At 53.4% G+C, this 22,802-nt stretch carries 19 protein-coding genes; 8 read left to right on the top strand and 11 right to left on the bottom strand.

Annotated elements, in window-relative coordinates:
* The first annotated feature begins 719 nt into the window (after positions 1–719).
* The 6 genes from GSQ62_RS05675 to GSQ62_RS05650 all read left to right on the top strand — a co-directional run bounded on the left by GSQ62_RS05675 (position 720) and on the right by GSQ62_RS05650 (position 11,253).
* Entirely contained in the window at positions 720–3,956 is a 3,237-nt protein-coding gene (locus tag GSQ62_RS05675) for a SusC/RagA family TonB-linked outer membrane protein (protein WP_202621847.1), read from the top strand.
* 44 nt (positions 3,957–4,000) lie between these two features.
* Complete coding sequence (locus GSQ62_RS05670; protein WP_237587011.1) at positions 4,001–5,488, top strand: RagB/SusD family nutrient uptake outer membrane protein; 1,488 nt, start codon at positions 4,001–4,003, stop codon at positions 5,486–5,488.
* Positions 5,489–5,819: 331 nt separating this feature from the next.
* Positions 5,820–6,851 carry a hypothetical protein gene (locus GSQ62_RS05665; protein ID WP_161888612.1) on the top strand — a complete coding sequence of 344 codons (1,032 nt, stop codon included), beginning with the start codon at positions 5,820–5,822 and terminating at the stop codon, positions 6,849–6,851.
* 7 nt (positions 6,852–6,858) lie between these two features.
* A complete protein-coding gene (locus GSQ62_RS05660) occupies positions 6,859–8,136 on the top strand; it encodes a glycosyl hydrolase family 95 catalytic domain-containing protein (RefSeq protein ID WP_394351346.1) in 1,278 nt (425 codons plus the stop codon).
* Between the two features lie 85 nt (positions 8,137–8,221).
* Complete coding sequence (locus GSQ62_RS05655) at positions 8,222–10,651, top strand: glycoside hydrolase family 95 protein (RefSeq protein ID WP_161888610.1); 2,430 nt, start codon at positions 8,222–8,224, stop codon at positions 10,649–10,651.
* A 254-nt stretch (positions 10,652–10,905) separates the two neighbouring features.
* On the top strand, positions 10,906–11,253 hold the full coding sequence (locus GSQ62_RS05650) for a hypothetical protein (RefSeq protein WP_161888609.1): 348 nt from the start codon (positions 10,906–10,908) through the stop codon (positions 11,251–11,253).
* A 135-nt stretch (positions 11,254–11,388) separates the two neighbouring features.
* Here GSQ62_RS05650 and GSQ62_RS05645 read toward each other — a convergent pair whose 3' ends face one another.
* From GSQ62_RS05645 to GSQ62_RS05620, 6 genes are all read right to left on the bottom strand, one after another.
* Positions 11,389–11,640 carry a hypothetical protein gene (locus GSQ62_RS05645; RefSeq protein WP_161888608.1) on the bottom strand — a complete coding sequence of 84 codons (252 nt, stop codon included), beginning with the start codon at positions 11,638–11,640 and terminating at the stop codon, positions 11,389–11,391.
* Positions 11,637–12,290, bottom strand: coding sequence for an alpha/beta fold hydrolase (locus tag GSQ62_RS05640; protein WP_161888607.1), 654 nt, complete (start codon positions 12,288–12,290; stop codon positions 11,637–11,639). Before GSQ62_RS05640 ends, GSQ62_RS05645 begins: the two co-directional genes overlap by 4 nt.
* A gap of 439 nt (positions 12,291–12,729) precedes the next feature.
* Entirely contained in the window at positions 12,730–14,277 is a 1,548-nt protein-coding gene (locus GSQ62_RS05635; RefSeq protein ID WP_161888606.1) for a hypothetical protein, read from the bottom strand.
* Positions 14,278–14,369: 92 nt separating this feature from the next.
* A complete protein-coding gene (locus tag GSQ62_RS05630; RefSeq protein WP_161888605.1) occupies positions 14,370–14,540 on the bottom strand; it encodes a hypothetical protein in 171 nt (56 codons plus the stop codon).
* 618 nt (positions 14,541–15,158) lie between these two features.
* Positions 15,159–15,551 (bottom strand): SPW repeat domain-containing protein, encoded by a 393-nt coding sequence (locus GSQ62_RS05625; RefSeq protein ID WP_161888604.1) that lies wholly within the window; start codon positions 15,549–15,551, stop codon positions 15,159–15,161.
* Positions 15,552–15,553: 2 nt separating this feature from the next.
* Positions 15,554–16,114, bottom strand: a complete 561-nt coding sequence (locus tag GSQ62_RS05620) for a vitamin K epoxide reductase family protein (RefSeq protein WP_161888603.1) — start codon at positions 16,112–16,114, stop codon at positions 15,554–15,556.
* A gap of 493 nt (positions 16,115–16,607) precedes the next feature.
* Here GSQ62_RS05620 and GSQ62_RS05615 point away from each other — a divergent pair, with 493 nt between their 5' ends.
* Entirely contained in the window at positions 16,608–16,811 is a 204-nt protein-coding gene (locus tag GSQ62_RS05615; RefSeq protein ID WP_161888602.1) for a hypothetical protein, read from the top strand.
* Positions 16,812–16,826: 15 nt separating this feature from the next.
* Here GSQ62_RS05615 and GSQ62_RS05610 read toward each other — a convergent pair whose 3' ends face one another.
* The 5 genes from GSQ62_RS05610 to GSQ62_RS05590 form a co-directional block, all read right to left on the bottom strand.
* Positions 16,827–17,312: an STAS/SEC14 domain-containing protein gene (locus tag GSQ62_RS05610; protein WP_237587010.1), complete on the bottom strand. Its 486-nt coding sequence runs from the start codon at positions 17,310–17,312 to the stop codon at positions 16,827–16,829.
* A 151-nt stretch (positions 17,313–17,463) separates the two neighbouring features.
* Positions 17,464–17,832 carry a Rieske (2Fe-2S) protein gene (locus tag GSQ62_RS05605; protein WP_161888601.1) on the bottom strand — a complete coding sequence of 123 codons (369 nt, stop codon included), beginning with the start codon at positions 17,830–17,832 and terminating at the stop codon, positions 17,464–17,466.
* A gap of 5 nt (positions 17,833–17,837) precedes the next feature.
* Positions 17,838–18,212, bottom strand: coding sequence for a DUF3221 domain-containing protein (locus GSQ62_RS05600; protein WP_161888600.1), 375 nt, complete (start codon positions 18,210–18,212; stop codon positions 17,838–17,840).
* Positions 18,213–18,881 carry a DUF2461 domain-containing protein gene (locus GSQ62_RS05595; protein WP_161888599.1) on the bottom strand — a complete coding sequence of 223 codons (669 nt, stop codon included), beginning with the start codon at positions 18,879–18,881 and terminating at the stop codon, positions 18,213–18,215.
* A 207-nt stretch (positions 18,882–19,088) separates the two neighbouring features.
* Positions 19,089–19,790: a hypothetical protein gene (locus tag GSQ62_RS05590; RefSeq protein WP_161888598.1), complete on the bottom strand. Its 702-nt coding sequence runs from the start codon at positions 19,788–19,790 to the stop codon at positions 19,089–19,091.
* 434 nt (positions 19,791–20,224) lie between these two features.
* Between GSQ62_RS05590 and GSQ62_RS05585 the strand changes: the two genes are divergently transcribed.
* On the top strand, positions 20,225–22,771 hold the full coding sequence (locus GSQ62_RS05585) for a PIG-L family deacetylase (protein ID WP_161888597.1): 2,547 nt from the start codon (positions 20,225–20,227) through the stop codon (positions 22,769–22,771).
* Positions 22,772–22,802: the final 31 nt, after the last annotated feature.

Genomic DNA, 22,802 nt, shown 5'->3' with positions numbered 1-22,802 from the left:
GCATACACGGCGCATGGCTATATATAGCTTTGGCGCCCCGCTTCTGCTATTCTGATTTTTTACAAAGCCTTATGGTTGCGATACCGCCCGAGAAGGGTGCCGCAGCCATAAGGCTTTTTTCTGACGCTGCTCCTCACGCAAAGCAATTCTCTCCATTACCCACTCATGATTGTTTCCGAAACTCCTGCTTCTGCACCCCATTCTTTTATATAATAGAACTTATGCATACCCGGCAAATAGGTCGCGGTATGGTAGAGAAGCGTGCAGGACGGCAATCTCACCTATGTCATGCGTGCCATACACTGTGGAAATAGCACGTGACCTGAACCGTGACATTGCACGTTCAGAGTGCGACGGGAATGGAGTATGGCATGTATGGTTTATAATATTTCTGTGCCTCCCCTAATAAAAATATTCTACCTAAAGGTGTAGAGCAGGCAGCTGATGGTAAAATAACTTAATAGTAGGATAACATTAAGCGCTGAAGTAATTGTTTTAAATCATTTCTTTGAAGCTGTGTATAAGTGAGGGGTCACTCTAAATTATATTTCGGCAAGCACTGTTTACATCAGCCTATACGCAACTGCTGATACTGCAAACAGTCCTTGACTCCGACTTGAATAAAGCGATTTTAGGTGAATGCCTCCCCTGTTGCCGGCCTGCCTTCCGGGTCATTGTAGCATTTAATTTTGTCTCTGAAACGAATTTTAAACAGTCATATGGAAAAAAAGCTACACCACAAGAAAAAGGCTTTAGAAGTCTTTTCAGGCATGAGGAAGAGCAGGGGGAGGCTATCGCTGTTGCTCCTGGGGTTATGCGCCATGCAGTATCCCGTGCAGGCGCAGGAATACCCTGGAGCTGGCACGATGGTAGTTGCTGCTGCCAACCCTCCCCAAAAAGCCGCTGAGGCGAGCACCCTGCTGGCGCTGCACAACAGGGCCGTTTCCGCGCGAAAGAGCACTTACCAGGCTGTGACCGTTTCCGGCACCGTCACCGATGAGAACGGGGAGGGCTTGCCGGGCGTGACAGTATTGCTAAAGGGAACCACCACCGGCACGGCAACAGGTGCGGACGGGAGTTTCTCCCTGGCCACCCCCGACGGCAACGGCACCCTTGTCGTCTCCTTCATTGGCTACACCACGCAGGAAGTGCCGATAAACAACCGGGCTGTGGTTGATGTGGCGCTGGTGCCGGATACCGAGGCCCTGGAGGAGGTGGTGGTGGTGGGGTATGGGACACAGAAAAAAGAAAACCTGACGGGTTCTGTAGCAAGCGTAGACGGCGAGGTGCTCACCAGGCGACCAGTCACGAACCCCGTTTCTGCGCTTCAGGGCCGAATGCCTGGTGTAAGGATAGTGCAGAACTCAGGAGAGCCAGGCAATGAGGGCTTGTCTGTGCGCATCAGGGGGATCGGCACTTTCAGCGGCGCCGGGTCCAACCCGCTGGTGCTGATAGACGGGGTGGAAGGGAACCTTGCCAACCTGGACCCCAATAGCATCGAGAGCATATCTGTTTTAAAAGACGCTGCTTCTGCTTCCATATATGGCTCCCGTGCCGCAAACGGGGTTGTCCTGGTCACTACCAAAAAAGGAAAGGCAGGCGAGCTCAATTTCGAGTACAGCGGGAACTATGGGGTACACACTCCCACGAAGATGCTGGACCTGATTACCAACTCCGCAGAGTATATGGAGTTGTGGAATGAAGCCAAGCTTAATACCGGCATCACTTCCGGCTTGTACACGCAGGAGCAGATCGATCTCTACCGCAACGCGACAGACAGAACCCTCTACCCGAACGCCGACTGGGTGGATATCATGTTCAATCCTGCCCCCACCTTCACGCACAACCTGAGCTTCAATGGAGGCAGCAAGGACACGCATTTTTATGTGGCCCTGGGATATGTGGACCAGGAGGGGGTCATGAAGGGGTTTGACTATAAGAAATACAATGCCCAATTCAACATAGGGTCGCAGATCAGCAACAGGGTTCAGTTCGGGGCGAACGTCTCGTTGATGAAAGGAGACAGAACGGCTGCACGGCAGGGCTCCGGGGACACTTTCCTGGCAACCCTGTCACAGGCGCCTACCTACCTTCCGTGGCTGCCGGACGGAAGCGGCCGCTATACCTTCAAGGCATACGACTTTGAGTCTAACAACAAAAACCCTTTTGCCATAGTTGAAAATGATGTTCTGAGGAATACCGTTAACTATAATGTAAATGTGCAGGGTTGGACGGATGTGAAAATATTCGAAAACCTAAGCTGGTATACAAAGGCAGCCATCGTCGGCGACTTTGGGAGCTGGAGCGACTGGAGACCCCAGGTACCGCTGTATAATTATCATTCAGGAGAATTTATGTCCGACCTCGATGTGGGTGGCAGAGGGCTGGTCAACCAGGAGGAGCGAAACATCTACACCAACTTGTTCACCTACCTCAAGTATGAGAATGAGATAGGTGCAGGGCATCTGCTGAATGCACAGCTTGGGTTCAGCCAGGAAGAGAACACGTTCAAATACCTTTACGGATACCGGAGGGATTTCCCCAGCAATGTATTAAGAGAGCTGAACGCCGGGAGCCCCGCGGTACAGAACTCCAGCGGTTCAACCAACGAGTGGGCCCTGCAGTCGTTCTTTGGCCGGTTGGGATATAACTACAGGGAGCGGTACCTGGTGGAATTCAACCTCCGGTATGACGGCACTTCCCGTTTGCACACGGATAACCGATGGGGGGTATTCCCGTCCTTGTCAGCCGGGTGGCGCTTAAGCGAAGAAGAGTTCATAAAGAACGCAGGCTTCAATTGGCTGGGCGAGTTCAAGATCCGCGGCTCGTACGGGGAGTTGGGCAACCAGAACATCGGCATTTATCCCTACCAAAGTATTCTTAGCCTGACCGGCAACTACCCGTTTGACAACGCGAACCTGTCCTCCGGCGCGGCCCAGACATCGCTTGCAAACCGGAACATCACCTGGGAGACCACCAAAATTGCGGACGTCGGGGTTGACATGACCCTGTTCAGAGGCCTTTCAGTCACTTTCGACTGGTATAAAAAGACCACTACGGATATTCTGAGAAGTTCGCAGATAACCGGGATAGTAGGTTTGAGCGCCCCCACCGTGAACAATGGAACAATGGCCAATACAGGGGTGGAGTTGGGCCTCGGGTACCGGAATGAGATCAAGTCCGGGGTGTTTGAGGGGCTTACTTATAACATAGGACTCAATGCTGACCACTTCAGGAACGAACTGACGGAGTTTGGGGAGAAGGAGATCGGGGGTATAACCATTAAAGAGGAGGGAAGGCCATGGGACACCTTCTATATGCTTGAGTGGGATGGGATATTCCAGAGCGCTGACGAGGTGGCGGCTGCTCCCAAGCAGTACAATGACAAAACGGAGCCCGGCGACCTGCGGTTTAAGGACCAGAACGGAGACAATGTGATCAATGACGATGACAGGGTTCCTGTTGACGGTAGGTACCCGGACCTCAACTACGCGTTTAACTTGAGTTCCTCCTGGAAGGGGTTCGACTTGTCCTTCTTTTTCCAGGGAGAAAGCGGCCGCAGTGTTTTTGTCAACAACTGGGGAACCATACCCTTTATACAGGGAACCCCTCCAACGACTGACTGGAGAGACCGCTGGACACCAGAGAACCCGTCTGCCACCGTACCTAAAATGTACTGGGGATTCAGCGCGCCGAGTAAAATCAGCAGGAATTCGACTTACTTCCTGCAGGACGCCACCTACCTCAGGCTAAAGAACCTGACCATAGGGTATACCCTGCCGGGGTCCCTGACGCAGCGGATAAGTGTAAAACGGCTGAGGCTATATGTTTCCGGCGACAACATCTGGACGATTACCGACTACCCTGGACTGGACCCGGAAAGAGCGGACAACGGGAACTTCCTGAACTACCCTCAAAACAAGATTTACTCTGCCGGGCTTAACATTCAATTTTAGACATAAGGTTTATGAAAAAGTATATATATAGCCTCTTAAGCGCTATGCTTCTTGTCTCGAGCGGCTGTGAAAAAGATTTTCTTGAGAAGAACCCACTCGACCAGATATCCTCTGCTAACTTCTGGCGATCCAAGTCGGATTTTGATATGGCCTTGGCCGCAAGTTACGCAACGCTGCAGAATGGAATGTTCTCCGCCGGAATGCCTAACATGGATGCGCTGACTGATAATGGCTATGGGCAACATAATTACTGGGGGAGTCAGGCCATCGTTCAGGGCAATATCTCTCCTTCCACCGGGGGGTACATTTCTGATGTTTACAATGCGAGCTACCAGGCCATTGCCCGCTTTAACATCTTTCTGCAGCAATTAGATGCATATAAGGGCGCAGATATTGACGACGAACTTGGGGCACGATATGAAGCGGAGGTCAGGTTCCTGAGAGGGTATTTTTATTTTCAGCTGTATTCCAGCTACGGTGCCGTGCCTTTGGTTACCGAGCCCCTGACGCTGGAAACGCAGGTACAGCCTAAGGCGCCTGCCGAGCAGGTATTGGGCCAGGTTATGTCTGATCTGGATTTTGCCATACAATCGCTGCCCGCCGAGCCCTACTACACCAACAACGGGCATGCCGTGAAAACCTCAGCAGAGGCTTTGAAGGCTCGGGTGCTGCTATATGCCGCCTATGATGAAAACGGGCAACCCGATCCTGAAATGCTGACCCAGGCAAGAGATCTGCTTCTATCGGTGATGGGGGCCGGCTATGAGCTGGACCCGGTATACGAGAACGTGTTCAGGGATGGAACGCAGGAGGGAAACAAGGAAATAATTTTCTCTGTTAAATTTCTGGCTCCGGACAATGCCACCGCTATGGACCAATGGTACGGTGACTGGTTGGTGGTGAGCCCGCTGCAGGACCTGGTGGACGCCTACGAAAGCATTGACGGCCTGCCATGGGGCATTTCTCCTCTAACCAATCCAGAGGATCCCACAGAGAACCGGGACCCGCGCCTGGAGACGACAGTATTCTTCGATATGGTAACAATCGATGGGGAGGTACACTCACCGTCTAATAACAGGCCCACAGGCTATGGGGTAGCCAAATTTCTCAGCCCGGGCCTGATGCCCTATGGCTATTCTACCCAAAGCCAGCAGGACTGGGTGATGCTCCGGTATGCGGAGGTGTTGCTCATGTATGCGGAGGCACAAAATGAGCTCATTGGGCCTGATCCGTCGGTTTATGAGGCAATTAATGCCGTTAGATCCAGGGCAGGCATGCCCGATATCCCAGCGGGCCTGAATCAGGAGCAGATGCGAGAAAGAATCCGCCACGAAAGAAGGATTGAACTGGCCTTTGAGGGGCTGCGGTATTACGATCTGAAAAGATGGCGGACAGCGGAAACGGTACTAAACGGAGTAACGGACGGTATCCTGCCCTATCATTTTGAAGAGCGGTTCTACCTGTGGCCGATTCCACAGACTGAAATCGATAAAAGCCAGGGAGTACTCGAGCAAAATCCGGACTATCTGTAGCCTGAAAGCAACCAGAGGTTTCTTAGGAGCGTCTGGTTGCACTTTTAGGTTTCCGGCTTAGAACAGCTTTGACCAGAGGAAGAATCAAGGGCACGCAGGGTTGCTACAACCGATCTTCAATGTATACTACTTTGCCTATGAATGGCAAGCAGTAGAAGTACTATCAGCTTGTTAAGCCCCAGAGACAGGTGTGGAAGCGATGAGCGTTCCATGGGCTTCATCTCCAGCATGCTTGAGAGAGTATTGGGCCTTAATCCAATGTGCTGGAACAATAATCTCTGCATGTCGTGCAGAAGAAATTAACGGAATAGAATCAAAACAGCCTCCATGTATGATAAAAGTTCTATTGTTTTTTGTTTCTTCTTCCTTCCTTTTACTCTCTTGCGCCGAAATGGTAAACGAACAGGAAAGTGACGATGCCTTGCAAGGGTATAAGAGGAATGATTTAACTTATGACTACCTACCTCAGGTATGGGATGAAGGTATTCCTTTGGGTAACGGGCACATTGGGGCTTTAGTCTGGGAAAAGGAGGGTAAGCTAAGGCTCTCCCTCGACAATGTGAACCTTTGGGACTTGAGAAAAATGGAGAACCTGGAGAGGGAGGAATGGAAATATAGGTGGGTAGTAGACCGATGGGAAAGCAATGAATACCAGAAAGTACAGCAGTTGTTTGATGAACCCTACGACCGACTTCCTGCCCCGTCTAAAATCCCGGGTGGCGCTTTGGAATTCAGCACCGAGGGTTTTGGAAAGGTAATCAGTAGCAGCCTGTCCTTAGGAGAGGCCACCTGCAAAGTAGAATGGGATTCGGGGGCGACACTGACCACTTTTGTCCATGCCGAAGAGCCTATGGGGTGGTTTCAGTTCCAGGGAATCGACGCAAATCACTTCAAGCCCGAACTGATTATCCCCGCCTATAACCTGGAGGGGAAATCACAAGAAAATAACCCGGTTACCGGACAGGATCTAAGGCGGCTTTGTTATCCCAAAGGGGAAATCATAAAGCAGCAGTCATCCATCGTTTACACCCAGCCGGGGTGGGAAGACTTTGAATACCAGATTACGGTAAGGTGGGAAGAGACTCCTTCAGGCATAGAGGGTTGCTGGAGTATCACTACCAATATGACAACCGAGGCTGAAGCGGTCTCCTCAGCGGGTTTTTCAGAGTATAGCTTCAAAAAGGGGTTCCAAGATGCCTTTACTTCCCACGTAAGCTGGTGGGAGCGGTACTGGTCAAAGTCATCGATCAATATTCCTGACCCAGTTCTTGAAAAGCAATGGTATTTAGAACAGTATAAATTCGGGGCAACCGCCAGAGGATGCCCCTCCCATATCCTTACAGGCCGTTTGGACAGCGGATAATGGCAAGTTGCCCCCATGGAAAGGTGATTACCATCATGACCTGAATACACAATTAAGCTACTGGCCCTGCTATACATCCAACCATATAGACCTGGGGGAGGGATACCTTAATTGGCTCTGGGATAATTATCCTACTTTCGTAAAATATACGAAAGCCTACTTTGGTACCAAAGGGCTAAACGTTCCCGGTGTGACGACCCTTACTGGTGAACCCATGGGAGGTTGGATTCAATATGCGTTTGGTCCAACGGTATCAGGGTGGTTGGCACAGCATTTTTACCTTCATTGGCGCTACACAATGGACCGGAACTTTTTAGAGGAAAAGGCATACCCTTGGTTTAGAGAAGTAGCTATTTACCTGGACGAAGTATCTGAGACTGGAGAAGGTGGATACAGAAAGCTGCCAATCAGCTCCTCTCCTGAATTTCACGATAATAGCCGGGAGGCCTGGTTTGGAAGCACAACCAATTTTGACCTGGCTATTATAAGGTTTGTTTATGCCAAAGCAGAAGAGTTGGCTCTTGAACTTGGCAAGAAGGACGAAGCGGCAAAATGGAAGGCCCTGCTTTCCCAGTGGCCGGATTTGGCTGTTGATGGCAAGACCGGCTTGATGGTTGCCCCAGGAGAGCCCTACTCGGTATCACACCGGCATTTTTCTCACCTTATGGCGATTCACCCGCTGGGATTAATTAATTGGTCAGACGGAGAGAAGGAGCGGGCCATCATCCGCAACACTATAGAGAACCTCCAGAAGCAGGGAACTTCAGCCTGGGTGGGATATTCCTTTAGTTGGCTGGGTAACTTACAGGCAAGAATGCTGGACGGAGAAGGGGCCGCAGAGACATTGAGAATCTTTGCGACAAGTTTCTGCCTTCCCAATAGTTTCCATGTCAATGGCGACCAGTCTGGAAAGGGTTACAGCAATGCCACCTACCGGCCATTCACACTGGAGGGAAACTTTGCCTTTGCCGCAGGACTTCAGGAAATGCTGCTGCAAAGTCATGAGGGTTTCATCCGACTCTTTCCTGCTATTCCAGATGATTGGGAAAAGGCCTCTTTCGAAGGATTCAGAGCCCAGGGAGGGGTGTCTGTTTCAGCCAGCATAAAAAAAGACACTGTTGTCGAAACGACACTACAATCAGAAAAGGACGTGGTGGTAAGATTAATGAATCCTTTCGATGGCGATTGCTGGGTAGAGGGTGTACACTTATATGATGGAGAAATCTATGAAAGAACCATCAAGAAAGGTGAAAAGGCCCGTCTTAGTTTTAAAAACAGTAGATAGGACCGGGACAATCTGGTTTAGTAACTGGCCCTCTGTTAAATTCCTCTTGACTACCACACACTTCCGCTTTGTAAACCTTAAAAAGATGACGTATAAATATTTCCTGCTCAGTTTCCTGATAAGTCTCTGTTTTATTCACTACGGCTATGCTCAAAACGGACCCCGGCTGTGGTATAAGCAGCCAGCCCAAATATGGGAGGCGTCTCTTCCCCTGGGAAATGGCCGGTTGGGTGCTATGCCCGATGGGAATATACTGAACGAAAACATTGTGTTGAATGACATTACCCTCTGGTCGGGCGGGCCCCAGGATGCGGATGACCCGGAAGCCGTAAAGTATCTGCCTGAGATACGGCGCCTGCTTTTTGAAGGAAAAAACGATGAGGCAGAGGCGCTGATGTATAAAACTTTTGTGAGTAAAGGACCAGGATCGGGGCAGGGCAAGGGAGCGAACGTGCCTTATGGCAGTTACCAGGTATTAGGGAACCTGCACCTGAAACTCGACTACGGCATTGATACCTCCCTTATCCAAGTCTCAGGCTACAAAAGGGCATTGTCCCTGGACAGTGCCATCGCCAGCAGTAGCTACACTATCAACGGCGTAAACTATAAAAGAGAATACTTCAGCAGCTTTACCGACGACGTTATCATCATCCGACTTTCTGCCGACCAGCCCGGGAAGCTGAATCTTACAGTTAACTTGGACCGGCCTGAAAGATATAAAACGACTGTAGAAGGAGAGGAAATGGTGATGCGTGGGCAGTTAAACAACGGTACCGATGGAAACGGAATGCGGTATATTACGAAAGTCCGGCTGAAGCCGGAAGGGGGTAATATCATAGCAGACGACAGCACGCTTCAGTTGCAACAGGCGAATGCGGTTGTTTTATATGTTTCTGCCGCTACGGATTATAAAGAGGCGGATTTTGAGAAGAAGGCTTCTGATTTGATGCGTATGGCCGTTCAAAAGCCATATGCGACGCTGAAAACGGAGCATGTCAGGGCTTTCCAGCCACTGTTACACAGCGCGACTCTTGATCTGGGCGTGAACCCGAAAGTGGAAGGCTTACCCACCGATGAGCGGCTGAAAGCTTTTGAGAAAGAAGCGGATGACCCTGGTTTAGCCGCCTTGTATTTCCAGTACGGGCGCTACCTCTTGATCAGCAGTACCCGGCCGGGGTTATTGCCCCCCAATTTACAGGGTTTGTGGGCAAACACTATCGATACGCCCTGGAACGGGGACTATCATCTTGATATCAATATTCAGATGAACCACTGGCCTTTGGATGTGACCAACCTGCCTATGTTGAACCAGCCCTTTTTTGACCTGGTGGAAAGCCTGGTGGAGCCAGGGGAAAAAACCGCGAAGGTCTACTACCAGGGGGAAGGCTGGGTCGCCCATGTCATCACGAATGTGTGGGGGTATACTTCTCCGGGGGAACACCCGTCCTGGGGAGCCACAAACTCCGGTTCCGGGTGGTTATGCCATATGCTGTGGCGGCATTACGCCTTTACGCAGGACACCGCCTACTTGCGAAAACTATACCCCGTCATTAAAGGTTCTGCTGAATTTTACCTGAGCACTTTGGTGAAGCATCCTGAGCATGAGTGGCTGGTAACTGCACCTTCTAATTCTCCTGAGAATGCCTTTCGCCTGCCTAACGGGAAAACAGCCCACGTGGCCATAGCCCCCACCGTTGATAATCAAATCATCCGGCAGCTATTCTCTCACGTAATTGAGGCCTCTCAGACGCTTGATATAGATGCAGGCTTCCGATCAAAGCTGAAAGAGGCCAGAGCGAAGTTGCCACCAAGTAGGATTGGAGCGGATGGAAGGCTGATGGAGTGGCTGAAAGAATATGAAGAAGCCGACCCGCACCACCGCCATGTTTCTCATCTGTGGGGAGTATATCCGGGCAATGAAATTACCCTATCCGGTACCCCTGAACTTGCTAAGGCCGTCGAGGCTTCCCTCGAGAAGCGGGGCGACATAAGTACCGGCTGGTCTCTTGCCTGGAAGATCAATTTATGGGCACGCCTGGGTGATGGAGACCGTGCCTTCAAACTGCTGCGGGATTTATTAAAGCCCACAAATTATCAAGGATTCAATATGAACGATGGAGGAGGCACTTATCCGAATTTATTTTGCGCGCATCCGCCTTTTCAGATCGATGGTAATTTTGGGGGAACGGCGGGTATAGCTGAAATGCTCGTGCAAAGCCACGCCGGGTTCATACAGTTTTTACCTGCTTTGCCTCCGCAATGGAAAGACGGGAACTATGAAGGTTTACGTGTGCGAGGCGGCGGGGTAACGGGTGCTAAATGGAAGGACAATGTCCTGCAGCAGGCATCCCTGCAGGCCGATATAACCAATACATTCAGAGTAAAAGTTCCAGAGAATGCCAAGGGGGTGAGGGTAAAGATAAACAAGTCAAACAGGAAAAAGAAAATGCAGGGAGGTGTTGTTGAGGTAGCCTTGGAAAAAGATCAAAAAGCTATCCTGACATTTATATATTAAATCACACCCATAAACTGAGACTACTGGCTGAGCAGGTACCATAGAATAGCAGCAAGAGTGGGAGGTGTTCCAGTACGGAGAGACACCCTCTGATTTCGAAGCTGAGACGGGAGCGGGTAGCCTGGAGCCGCTCACCTTGGATATCCACATCAAGGACATCAAGTAGATGCCCGAGGAGAGACACATTCAGGTTGCCTGCAGGCGATGCAACTCCCGTGACCCGAGTCTGCCTAGCACCATCGAATAACCGTACGGTGAAGAACATCGGCACCTTCGCTTTTGAAGTGGGCAAGGGCAGTACTGATAATGAATTTTCTTACAACACCATCAGCCACATCGGGGCGGGAGGGTCCCGGGTAAATGGAGGCACGGACGAGGTCCCGCCCGTGCTTTGGAACGGCAACAACGTCATCTCCGACAACGAACTGCACCATTTCGGCGAGGTATATCCCTCGGCGGTGGGGCTGCTGCTGATGCAGACTTACGGGAACAGGGTGGCGCACAACAACATTTACAACGGCTGGTATCAATTCAAAGATGCCTGTTTGAAGAACCATCCTTGCTCAGTAAAGCTAATTTCCCTCCTTGGAGGGGGAGTTTAAAATTGAACTTTTCAAACGCGCAGAACTCATTTGATATTGGTATTATATATACCGGCCGGTGCAGACTCGCCCCTGCGCCTAGGGTATATAAATTCACGCTGGAGCAAACTTGCGCATCAGGCCCAGTCTCCGAGGTTACTCGTCTTTGCGTATATAGGGGTGGCTGTAACTGCGGGCGGCGGCTTCGTCCAGCTGCTCAAAATGCGTGAGCATCACTTCGCGCTCGCCTTTGTTAAGGCCTTTCACAAAGTTGCCCTCCGGCGTTTCATAGATGGCGAAGTTGTGCTGGCCGAACGGGTACAGGTTGTTGCTTTTCAGGATGACGGCGTGTGTAAGGTCTACTTGCTGCCCGCCGGGGGTGGTGACGATGTATCTGCTCTTGCTCATGCGCTTGCTAAAATTTTGCGCAAGATAGCACTTATTTCATCGGCCCGGTCCATGACCATCAAGTGTTCGCCCGCTGTTACCTTGATGAGGCCCGGCCTGTCGTTGAGCGGCAGCACCCGGTCGGCGGTGCCGTGGATCTGCACCAGCCCCGGCAACACTTCCTGTTGCGGCCAGTCCAGCAACTGCCCCAACGACCAGCGAAGGTACGCGGCATCTACACCTAGTATAACTTCCTTCAAAAGCGTCTTCTCTGGTCGGGTGTGTGCCCCAAAGAACCAGGGCGCGAAAGGCAGGCCACTCTGCAGCACCCGCAGCGGTACCCATTGGTGCAGCCTCAGCTTACCCAATGCGCGGTAGTACCACGGCAGGTCATGGCGTGTGGCGAGGCTCGAGATGATAATTGTTTTACCTGGCTGCAGGATTTTGGCCAGTTCAATGGCCGCCAGTCCGCCGAACGACAGCCCGATGAGGATGGGGTGCGGATCGGTTATCTGCTGCTTCAGGCGCTGCGCATAAGCAGGCAGGGGCTCGCTGATGTGCTGGGGAGGCAGCCATTCCACGTAATGCCGCTGCAGGTGCGCCGGCAGCTTCAGAAACCGGAACATGCGCCAGTCGGCGCCCAGGCCGCTGATCAGGTAAACAGTGCTCATGGGTAGCTATACGCGGGAAGGAAAGCTTGTTTGTGCTTCTGCTTTCTAACCGTGTGGCAAAGCCTGATGCCATATGCGGGACATAAGCCTGCCTATGCTGCTGCAGCACATCCCACCTTCAAAGCGCTTCGAAAGCAGGGGCGTTTCATTCCGCTTTTTGCTGGCGTATGTTTATCGTCTATATATCCATATATGGGCAGGTTTTTAAACCTTTATCCGAATGCGCTGTCCGGGTTGTAGCCGTGAGAGAAGTCGAGAGCCGGGGCGAACTTCATGTCTTTTTTGAACGAAACGGCTCTTCGCCTGAATGGGGATGGGTTTTCAGCCACCCCGCATCGATCAGTTTGACATAGCACCGCTCAAGCTATATAGGAGGAAATGTAGATACGCTGCTGTCTAAGGATATGGGGATGCAACTCCTTATCTTTAGACAGGCCCTCTATGCCTCCTTCCAATGTTTTCGGTGCTTTGCAAAAGCGCGGTAACTCTTTTTGGCTTCCTCTATTGCCCAGGGGAAAGCGTAAAGCAGTGGATTCAGACGATGTTCAAAGCTTTCCAACCGGCGGGAGAGGCCTTGTAGCCGAGTACCGAAAGGCAGGGGGCTAATGCGCCCTAAAACGTACAGGCCCCTTTTCAATATGCTGTAAGGCCAGTGAAAGCGCTCCAGCAGCCTACTCGCCTTATAAGGAGGGGTTTTTCCTTTGGAGGCCCAAAGGGAGGAGTGGGAGCGTAGCCATTGGTACAAGGCATCGCGCGTGGCAGGAGAAAAGGAATCCTTGCGCTTTCCATACAGCACCGAGGCCGCCTTTTTTGACGTTCCGAACATCCCTCTGGACACACCGGCTCCCTCTACAATCCGGCGGCAGATGGGGCGGCTGTAGTCTCCCGGAATATCCCAGGGAGCCATCTCCGGAGAATCACTGATGGCATTAATATCGCCAAGCTGCCGCACGCCCATGAAGGGAAGCGGAAGATGTATAAATCCTGCCCACAGACGGTATTCTGTAAGAGACAATCCTGCGCGGTCTCCCCGTACCACCGTCGGGTCTGGCTGGAGGTTTCCCCTTGCCCATACTTTGTCTCCATAGAAGCCTGTCAGCAGCACGCGGCCCTGCAACAATTCTTCCGCAGCGCTGAAATAGACGTCTTCTCCCTTAGCGTCAGAGGCAATGAAGGGCACTTCTGCCAAATCAAGCGACTTCCAGCCGCTGCGTGAAATCGTGGAGTGCCTGATGCCCAGTAAGTCAGCTATATCCTTTCCATCATCCGCCAATCCGCCCCGGGCATTCGAAAACGAGATCACCTCCCGCAGGCCTACCTTGTGTGCCAGCACGGTGGTGGTGGTGGAGTCATATCCTGAGGAGAGGGTGCCGAGCATCTGGTAGGGGTTCCGCCGGCCGGGTGCAGCCATATTGGAGGCAATGCTGCCAAGCGACCCCAGCAGGAAATCGTTGTATTTGGCGAAGGTGCTGAAATCGCGCCTGTCGTCCGGCTTGTCCAGGTCAGTTAATGTAGTGCCGTCCCACCTCAGGTTGTTGAAGTACATGAAGCGCACGGTGCCCGTTGATACGGCCAGTTCGCGCTCGTACCTTCTAAAGCCCTTTGCGATGGTGCCTATATGGGGCAAATACTCGGTGCTGCTGGGGTCCAGTTTCGCATCTGTGATTGCCAGAAGGCAGGCCAGCGAGTTAGATACCCAAACCCCTCCCTCATAGTGCACCGCCTGCAGCCGATCCAGCGTGGTGCCCGATGAAACGAAAGTCGCCTGTTCGTCCCGAATGCGGGCTCCTGAACCGAAAACAAGGTCTGTCTGGTCAAAGCCGCCCGATTCGTAGTCGCCGTCCCACACGGCCTCGCAGAACCAAGCCTCCCTAGTTTCTACCTTGGAGCCGTGATAAACGGTAATAACGGGTGAAGAAGGGACACACTCAGCCGCCCAAGCAAGCGGCGGCCATTCGGCAAGCAGGCAGTAGTCAAAGCTTATCATATGAGTTTTCTATTTTACAATTTCTGCCTTTTACAGGCATGTTCTCCCCAGCCAGTATCCAGTTTTAAGGGAGCTGACGGGGTGAAGCACTTTTAAAGCTCGGATTCGCCGCCCTCCTTGTTCACAATGGACACCTGGGCATTATGCCTGGCCAGGTATCGCAGCAAAGCGTGCATGAATAGGATGGCGCCTGTCATTTCCATCAACTCTTCGATGGTATAGGGTATGCTGTTGTAGTCAATGCTTTGCCCGCGTTTGGCCATAAGCCTATTCGCGGTAGATATTTCTATCATAGAAAGTTTGAAGAGAGGAATTATAGCTTTTAAACAATGTAAACATAGCAATTAAAAATTGAACTATTATATCTTACTGCAAAAATTATTATTTTAATAACTGGTTATATACAAAAACAGGTAGGACTGTCGACACTATGTGTGATGGCATCAGGTGGGGAGGGTTTGCAATGTTTTCAGGCAAAAGCCTTTTCCTAAGAGATTCAGGGGCTTCTCTTATTTACCAGTTATAGCTCACCTTGATAATTGATCTCTGGTACACTACAACCAGCAAGGCTGCCCAAATCAAGGGGGTGGGGCTAAAAAGCTGCGGGTTTGATTTTACGCATGTAGGGATGTTACACTGCTCCGTCTGTTCTGTTACCTGCGGTGCTGCGCTCTTAGATGAGGGGGGAGATGTTTTGATTTATATATAGTGAGCCGCCCCAGGAACAGCATCTGAGGAGACCGAAGCATTGAAAGTCTATTTTCGGGGATGAGAGTACCGAGCCTGGTGCAAGGGCCGTTCAAATTCACATATGGTGAAGCCCCCAGTTATCGCTCCGGGTACTAATTGTGCGATGAGAGGCGCTACGGGCGCTGGCAATGCTACTCCATCTCCGTCCGCGGCTGCCTCCGGGCCTCCTGCGCGTGCGGCGAGTCCGATTGCCAGATGGCGGACCAGCCACCGCCGAACTTTTCTGTTATCCTGCCCTTCACAAAGCTGAGACCCAGCACTACTGCCCCAACCAGCATGTCGTTTACGAGGGCGCTCGTGCTCTCGTAGCCCAGCACCCACGGGGCCAGCAGCAGCCAGGCGGCGGGGGGGATATTGTACAGCCGGACCACCCGGGTAGCCTCCCACCACGAGATGACCGCAAACGAAGCGATAATAGGCCCCACGATGTGGCTGTTGTCGGCGGCGATGCCTTCAAACCGAAGAAGGGCGGGCGAGGCCATGAGCCAGATGCCCAGCAGTGCGTTTATAATTTGTGCCCACATAGTCAGATAACTTTTCCCTGTACTTCCTTATATCCCCAGAAGGCTTTCCAGAGCGATACGTTGGCGTCCTTTACGCGCTTCATGTACTGCATGCTGGCCATAAACTCATCCATGGCCGGGCCAATCATAATCACGGATATGGCAGCCGAGCAAAGGCAGAGGGTACACCAGGCATCGAACAGCACCGGCTGCAGAATCACGAGCAGGATGCTGATAAACCCGAGCGGGCCCACCGCCAGACCGAACATGATCACTATCCAGGGCATGGTGCGCCAGCGGCGGGTGCCCCCGACCGCGCCCGTCACGGCGTCGGCCAAGTAGCCGATGGCCCCCAGCGCGGCGTCCGGGATAGGCAGTATTTTCGAGACGCTGGAGGTAAGAATCTTGCGGCTGTCGTTGCCAAAAAACGGCTCCCAGACAGTGTCCAGTATCTTCAGTTGGAAGAGTGCCATGTAAGTGGCAATGCTGAAGCCAATCATGGCCAGTCCCACAATGGGCAGGCGCTGCCCCCACGCAGCCGGGTTATAACTCCATCCCGGTGGGATACCTTCGTTTTTGCTCATAGCAGTCTCGTTATGATATATGCCTGTTATATATAGTTCAGGACTTTACTACGTGGCTGAACGCATAGCGTTATTTAGGGCCGCGCAGCCCCTCCGGCAAAGGAACAGCAGGACGGGCCTGGTGATGGCTTCGGAAACACCCATATATAGAGTCCGATATAAACAAAACCTTGCAGCAGCAGCTTTGGCCAGACACGAACATATAGGAACTCTGACAGTGTAAACTACATCCTGGCTGTCTTGCTGGAGTTCTTAGCTCTTTTTCTGCCGAAATAGCCAACGCCAGTCTGCCACAAAAGGAACCGGAGTTTTCGAGCAGAGTTACAGTAAAAACTGATGTGGGTTTAGTCTGATTTATCAGGAAGTTGGGAGACAGAAGGAGGAGGTTGGTATAAGAGGCGGTGATGTACGCAACAGTACTTTGCAATACATAGTACTATATACTATATTTGATGCAGTGAAAGACACTCAAAACACTTTAAATTTTACTACTATGAAAATCGTCGTTCTTCTTTTCGCCTCTTTTTTCGGTTTTGGCCTTGCCGTGCACAATACAGTGCAGGTTCCGGAGCCGCAGCGTGCAGTGGCTGCCCACGAAGCCATATCTTACCCGGTAATGGAGCAGCCTGTAATGGATGTGATGCTGGATACGGTGGAGGTAACTGCGGCGGCGCCTGTGGCAGTGGCGCTCCGCTAGCGGCAGGCTTAGGCTTTATTGATCGGCAACAGGTTCCTGGGCATCTTGAGCGGTAGGGGCGGAAAGCAGCCAGGCCTCGGCGGCCTCGCGGTCGCTGAAGGTGCGCATGCTGATGCGCGGGCCGAGGCGCAGGTACAGGTCGCGGGCCGAGAGCCTGCTGAACATGTTGTTGGAGTAAACATGAGCCAGGCGATGGAACCCTGCCTCCAGGGCTTTCGGCAGCCACTCAAACTCCAGCCAGTCGTTCGCCTCAGACCAGTCTCCGGAGGCGTCCGTCTTGTTGTTCAACAGCTTCGGCACAGCCGTTTTCTGCAGCAGCAGGAGGAAAACCTGTGCCGCCGTAATCACATCGTCGGCCGTGATGTGCCCCGCCCATTTCGCCTCGATGTAGTCCGCGTGCAGGCTCAGCGTCACAAACAGGTCGCCCTCCAGGTGCGTGAGCCGCACCGGCGCAGGCCATGCCGCCACCAAATCATCGAAATCAGTTAGAACTGGTGCCATAAATACGCGCTGGCTTGTAGATGTGGACTGGTGCATATAGGATACCGCCTTGCCGCCGTGCCCGGGAAATGCGGTGCTGGCAGAGGTAATACGGAAAAACGACGGCTGGAGGTGAGGCAAAGCGGGAAATATCAAGCGGAAGGGCGCGGACTTATTTTTGCTGCCCGGCGGGTCGCTGGCGGATGCCTATATAGACCCCGTCGCTGCGCACCTCAACAGGATATATAGGGGCATCCCGGGTGCGGTAATCGCGCTCGCGGCCGCTCCCCAGGCTGTAGGCGTAGCTGTGCCAGGGGCAGATAACCTCGTTCAGGCAATTGGTGGTGCCGTGGCTCAGCGAGCGGCCCATGTGCGGGCAGGCATCAGCCACCGCAAAGAAGCCGGCGGCGGTGTGGGCAAAACAAATGTCCCGGCCATCCAGCTGCAACTGGTGCAGCTTCCGCAGCCCCACCCGTGCCTTGGCCTCCCCCTCCGAGGAGAACACCCGGTGCCAGGCATATATAACATCGGGCTGTGGCATAGGCGCTAGTCCATTACCCGGATGGCCTTGGCATATCCCTGCACCGGCATCGACTCCAGTACGCCCCCCTCCTCGAACCAGGCCTGTATCTCGTGCCCCTCGCGCAGCTGTTCCAGTTTCAGGGGTTTGCCGGCTGCGTCCTCTATCTTGGTGTCTTCGTCTATCCTGATGCTGGCGTCGGGGTAGTCTGCTTCCAGGCCCTCTATCGCTTTCACCATCACGATGGCTTTTACGGCTTCGTCGTTGCTGGCGGTGCGCTTGATGCTGCCGATATAGCCATGCACATCGGGCAGCGTGTCGGGGATGCGCTTGGGCTCGTCGCTGCAGCCGCTCAGGAGCAGCAGCGTGAGGCACGCAAAAATCAGTAGGGGATTCTTCACTTATGTTTCTTCAGTTACAGATCGGTTCAAAAAGTCGTGCAGGGGCTTCACTTGCCTGTAAAGCAGCGTCAGTTTATTGATAAAGTCCGGCGAACAGACCTCCTCGTCGGAGAAATAGCGCAACACCTGGAAGCCTGTGTGCCGGAGCAGGGCTATCTCCGGGTGCGCCTTGCCGTAGCCCTTGGGCGCTGATTTGCGCTGCACGCCCCGCAAGTCTCCAAAGGTGGCATAAAAAGCCGGTTCCTGCAAAATGCCCTGCAGTTCGCCGGGGCTGTAGTCAATTTCCTCCCGTATCAGATCCAGTTGCTTGGCCCCGGGCTTCCGTATGCCGCCGCCCGCCCTCGATTTTCCGCCTGGCTCCAGCACCAGGACATAGTTGGCATACGGCGAATGGCGGCCTCCCGGCGACATGCCCGCCCCAAAATGTCCTTTATACGGCGGCTCTCCTTTTTTAGAGAAATCATTCTTGTTTATTCTGAACAGGCACTCGGCAGCCGTTACGCCATGCAGGCCGGGGTCGGACTGCTGAAGGCCGGCCAGCAGTTGTGAGATAAGGTTTGCGAACCCGGCTTTCGCCTCCAGGTACTCCTCCCGGTGCTGGTCCATCCACGGTTTGCTGTTGTGCTGCTGCAGCGCGCGCAGAAAGCCAAGTATGGCAAAATTATTCATAGTGGCGGCTTAGTGGTTCGGGGTCTTCGACTTAAACCAGATCACGCCGATAAGGATGATGAGGGCAAGTATGATTAACAGGAAGAATGTCATGGCTATTTGATGAGATAGCACGGGTACTTCGGTCTTTTACTAAAGACACAGCCCTTCGGTTGCAGGCCGATTTGCAACCGAAGGGCTGTGTCTGCCTGTCAGGGGTGGTGCAACTTAGGCTACACGCAGGAAGGAGTCTCCGAGCAGGTTCTTCCGGATGCGCGCCTCCGCCTCGTACTGCGACAGGAAATCGCCGCGGCGGCAGGTCTGGGTTTTGGGCTCGAGCAACTGCACCACCTTGGCACGCTTGCCTACCGTGATCACCCCGATGCCACGGCGCTGGCAAACGGCCAGCAGATGCTTTGCCAGGGGATTATGGCGAAAGGCAAGGCTGCTGATGGACAAACCCAGCCATTGCTCGTCAGCGGGAGCCTTCTTCAGGTCGTTGAGCAGCGCCGTCAGTTTGCGCTTCAGATTCCTGATTGCCAGGGCGCTGTGCAGCATATAACCGGCCGCCGCAACGGCAGCCGCCGCAGGCAGTGCATACAGGTAAGGCAACTGGGCGAGTATGACACCTATATAGAGAGAGGCAAGCAGCAGCAGGCCCGCTGTAATATAGCGCGTTTTGCCAAGGCCTTTGCTTTTGTAAGTAGTCAGGAGGCTGGATATCTTCAGCGAGTTGCCGGTGTGGAGGGAGGCAATAAAAATACTTTTGTCAGGGTTCAACAGAGAGAAGAGGCCGTCCGCCAGTTGCCCCTGCTTCGTGCGCTCGGCTTTGTCTGCTAAAATTCTGTTCGATCCGGTGCGGGTGGCATAATAGGATTGCAGGTAGTCGAAGGCGAAGTCCTCAATCAGACTCTCTTTTTGGTTCGGCATAGGGCTCACTGTCTTTAAATAGCTGAAGGTTGTGTAGCAGAAAGCTTGAGTTACAGGATAAAGCTTGCTGCTGACACGCCATATCCGCCGTTAGGTCTGAGTACGAACATCAAAAAGGGAAACGACACCGTGCGCCAGGCACCCGACAAACATATATGATTTTTTATATAGATACAAATATATATGAAATTAAAAATAGAATAAATTATACTAAAATGCTACACCCGGCATTGTAGTTCTTATAACGCTCTTTTTATGAAAAAAATTTTCTTTCGGGCGCACATAGAGGGCAGACGGCCGTTTGTCCGGGTACACTGACTTTCTGTAGGCACGGCAAAACGGCTGTGGTATGGAACAGGTAAATTTTATAGCTTTACAGAATGAGTTGTTGTGAAACGGCGGCTCCCGGAAAACATTGACCATACTAACGCTCCATGCATAAAACCCTCATCTTCCGAAGCAGCCTGCTTCTGTGGCTGGCACTGTGCATCACCCTGCCTGCCGCCTGGGCACAGGCACCGGCCAAGCCCTCGGCTGCCAAGGTGCTGCAAGACCTTAAAAAGCTGAATGTGCTCGGGTCGGTCTTATACGTGGCGGCGCACCCCGACGATGAAAACACCCGCCTGATTGCTTATTTCGCAAACGAAAAGCTGTACAATACCGGCTACCTGGCCGTGACGCGCGGCGACGGGGGCCAGAACCTGATAGGGCCGGAGATACGGGAGGGGCTGGGCCTCATCCGGACGCAGGAACTGCTGCAGGCCCGCCGCACCGACGGGGGCAAACAATTCTTTACCCGCGCCAACGACTTCGGCTACTCCAAAAATCCGGAGGAGACCTTCAACATCTGGGACAAAGAGCAGGTGCTGGCGGATATGGTCTATGTTATCCGCAAGTTCAGACCCGATGTGATGGTGACGCGGTTTCCGCCGGATAGCCGCGCCGGGCATGGGCACCACAGCGCCTCCGCCATCCTGGCGGAAGAGGCCTTTGATGCCGCCGCAGACCCGAAGCGCTTCCCGGAGCAGCTGAAATATGTGGCCGTTTGGCAGCCGAAGCGCCTGCTTTGGAACACGGGCGTCTGGTCGTTTGGCAGCCAGGCCGAGTTCGACAAATATGTGGATGAGCTGCTCAAGATAGATGTGGGGGGATATAATCCGCTGCTGGGCAAGTCGTACGGGGAGATTGCCGCCGAGAGCCGCAGCATGCACAAGAGCCAGGGCTTCGGCTCCTCGGGCTCACGCGGCACCTCCCTGGAGTACCTGAAGCACACCAAAGGCGGGCGGGCAGAAAAAAACCTGTTCGGGGGTATCGACACCAGCTGGGGTCGGGTAAAGGGCGGTGAGAAAGTAGCGAAACTGATTCAGAAGGCCATTGACTCCTACAACCCGGCGGAGCCCGCAACGGTGGTGCCCACGCTGCTTGCCGCTAAAAAGGAACTGGAAAAACTGCCGGACGGCTACTGGAAGCGCGTGAAACTGGAGGAACTGCAGGACGTGCTGCAGCATGCCATGGGCCTATATATAGAAGTCACGGCAAGCGATTACGCAGCCACACCCGGCCAGCCGGTGGCGCTGCGGGTAGAGGCCATCAACCGGTCTGAGGTGCCCGTTACGCTGCAAAGTGTCATGTATAGCTTCGCTGCAAAAGACACCACCCTCAACCAACCACTTAAAAACAACGAGCCGCTCACCTATACCGCCACAGCGAAACTGCCTAAGGATATGGCTTACTCCCAGCCCTACTGGCTGCGCAAGGAGGGCACAGTGGGCATGTACGCTGTGGAGAGCCAGCAGGAGGTGGGCATGCCGGAGAACGCCCCTGCTGCGCAGGCTACTTTCTCGCTGCAGGTGAGCGGGCAGCCGCTGGAGGTAACGGTGCCGGTGGTGTACAAGCGCACCGACCCGGTGGAGGGCGAGGTGTACAGGCCGTTCGTGGTGACGCCGCCGGTGTTCGTGAATCTGCAGGAGAACGTGTATGTGTTTGCTAGCCAGGAGCCGAAGCAGGTGCAGGTGCTGGTGAAGTCAGGGAAGGATGATATAGCCGGAAAGGTGCAGTTGCAGTTGCCGAAGGGCTGGCGCGCAGAACCCGTCTCCGTGCCGTTTGACCTGAAAAACAAAGGGGCCGAGCAGCGGGTGGCTTTCACGGTGTATCCGCCGCAGGAGGAGCAGGAGGCGGCGCTCCAGGCCGTGGCCACCATCGACGGCGAAAGCTACTCGAAGGGCCTCAACGTGATTGACTACAGCCATATACCGGCACAGGTGACGCTGCCGGAGGCCGCGGCCAAAATCGTGAAGCTGGACCTGAAGACGAAAGGGCAGCACATCGGCTATATCATGGGCGCCGGAGACGAGATACCGGCCAGCCTCCGGCAGATTGGCTACAACGTGACGCTGCTGCAGGAGGGCGACATGCGCCTGCCCCGTTTGCAGCAGTTCGATGCCATTATCGTGGGGGTGCGCGCCTACAACACCGTGGACCGGCTCCGTTTTTACCAGCCCACGCTGCTGGAGTATGTGAAGAACGGCGGCAACCTGATTGTGCAGTACAACACCAGCCACAACCTTGTGCTCCCGGAAATAGCCCCTTACCCGCTACAGCTTTCGCGGGAGCGGGTGGCGGTGGAGGATGCCCAGGTGCGCCTGCTGCAGCCAAACCACCCGGTGCTGAACACGCCGAACAAAATCACGCAGAAAGACTTTGAGGGCTGGGTGCAGGAGCGCGGCCTGTACTTCCCGACCGAGTGGAGCAAAGAGTATGCGGCCATCTTATCCTCTAACGATCCCGGCGAGCCTGCCCGCGACGGCGGCCTGCTGATTGCGCCTTATGGCAAGGGGAATTATATATACACCGGGTATTCCTGGTTCAGGGAGTTGCCGGCGGGGGTGCCGGGGGCTTATCGGCTGTTCGCCAACCTGATCTCGCTGGGGCAGAACACCACATCCGGCGGCACCTCATCTAAGGCCTCCGGGTTAAAGTAGCTTATATATAGCTCACGCGAATTTATACAGC

Origin of the sequence: Pontibacter russatus, from assembly GCF_009931655.1 — a bacterium.
GTDB lineage: Bacteria > Bacteroidota > Bacteroidia > Cytophagales > Hymenobacteraceae > Pontibacter > Pontibacter russatus.
The sequence above is the reverse complement of the archived record's forward strand: the minus strand, read 5'-3'. Positions and strand labels throughout refer to the sequence as shown.

Coding starts and splice junctions, on each gene's coding strand:
- GSQ62_RS05590 (WP_161888598.1), bottom strand. CDS start 19,790: ATGCCGAACCAAAAAGAGAGTCTGATTGAGGACTTCGCCTTCGACTAC.
- GSQ62_RS05640 (WP_161888607.1), bottom strand. CDS start 12,290: ATGAGCACTGTTTACCTGATCAGCGGCCTGGGCGCCGACTGGCGCATG.
- GSQ62_RS05585 (WP_161888597.1), top strand. CDS start 20,225: ATGCATAAAACCCTCATCTTCCGAAGCAGCCTGCTTCTGTGGCTGGCA.
- GSQ62_RS05620 (WP_161888603.1), bottom strand. CDS start 16,114: ATGAGCAAAAACGAAGGTATCCCACCGGGATGGAGTTATAACCCGGCT.
- GSQ62_RS05615 (WP_161888602.1), top strand. CDS start 16,608: ATGAAAATCGTCGTTCTTCTTTTCGCCTCTTTTTTCGGTTTTGGCCTT.
- GSQ62_RS05610 (WP_237587010.1), bottom strand. CDS start 17,312: ATGGCACCAGTTCTAACTGATTTCGATGATTTGGTGGCGGCATGGCCT.
- GSQ62_RS05655 (WP_161888610.1), top strand. CDS start 8,222: ATGACGTATAAATATTTCCTGCTCAGTTTCCTGATAAGTCTCTGTTTT.
- GSQ62_RS05605 (WP_161888601.1), bottom strand. CDS start 17,832: ATGCCACAGCCCGATGTTATATATGCCTGGCACCGGGTGTTCTCCTCG.
- GSQ62_RS05625 (WP_161888604.1), bottom strand. CDS start 15,551: ATGTGGGCACAAATTATAAACGCACTGCTGGGCATCTGGCTCATGGCC.
- GSQ62_RS05595 (WP_161888599.1), bottom strand. CDS start 18,881: ATGAATAATTTTGCCATACTTGGCTTTCTGCGCGCGCTGCAGCAGCAC.
- GSQ62_RS05675 (WP_202621847.1), top strand. CDS start 720: ATGGAAAAAAAGCTACACCACAAGAAAAAGGCTTTAGAAGTCTTTTCA.
- GSQ62_RS05670 (WP_237587011.1), top strand. CDS start 4,001: ATGCTTCTTGTCTCGAGCGGCTGTGAAAAAGATTTTCTTGAGAAGAAC.
- GSQ62_RS05665 (WP_161888612.1), top strand. CDS start 5,820: ATGATAAAAGTTCTATTGTTTTTTGTTTCTTCTTCCTTCCTTTTACTC.
- GSQ62_RS05630 (WP_161888605.1), bottom strand. CDS start 14,540: ATGGCCAAACGCGGGCAAAGCATTGACTACAACAGCATACCCTATACC.
- GSQ62_RS05635 (WP_161888606.1), bottom strand. CDS start 14,277: ATGATAAGCTTTGACTACTGCCTGCTTGCCGAATGGCCGCCGCTTGCT.
- GSQ62_RS05645 (WP_161888608.1), bottom strand. CDS start 11,640: ATGAGCAAGAGCAGATACATCGTCACCACCCCCGGCGGGCAGCAAGTA.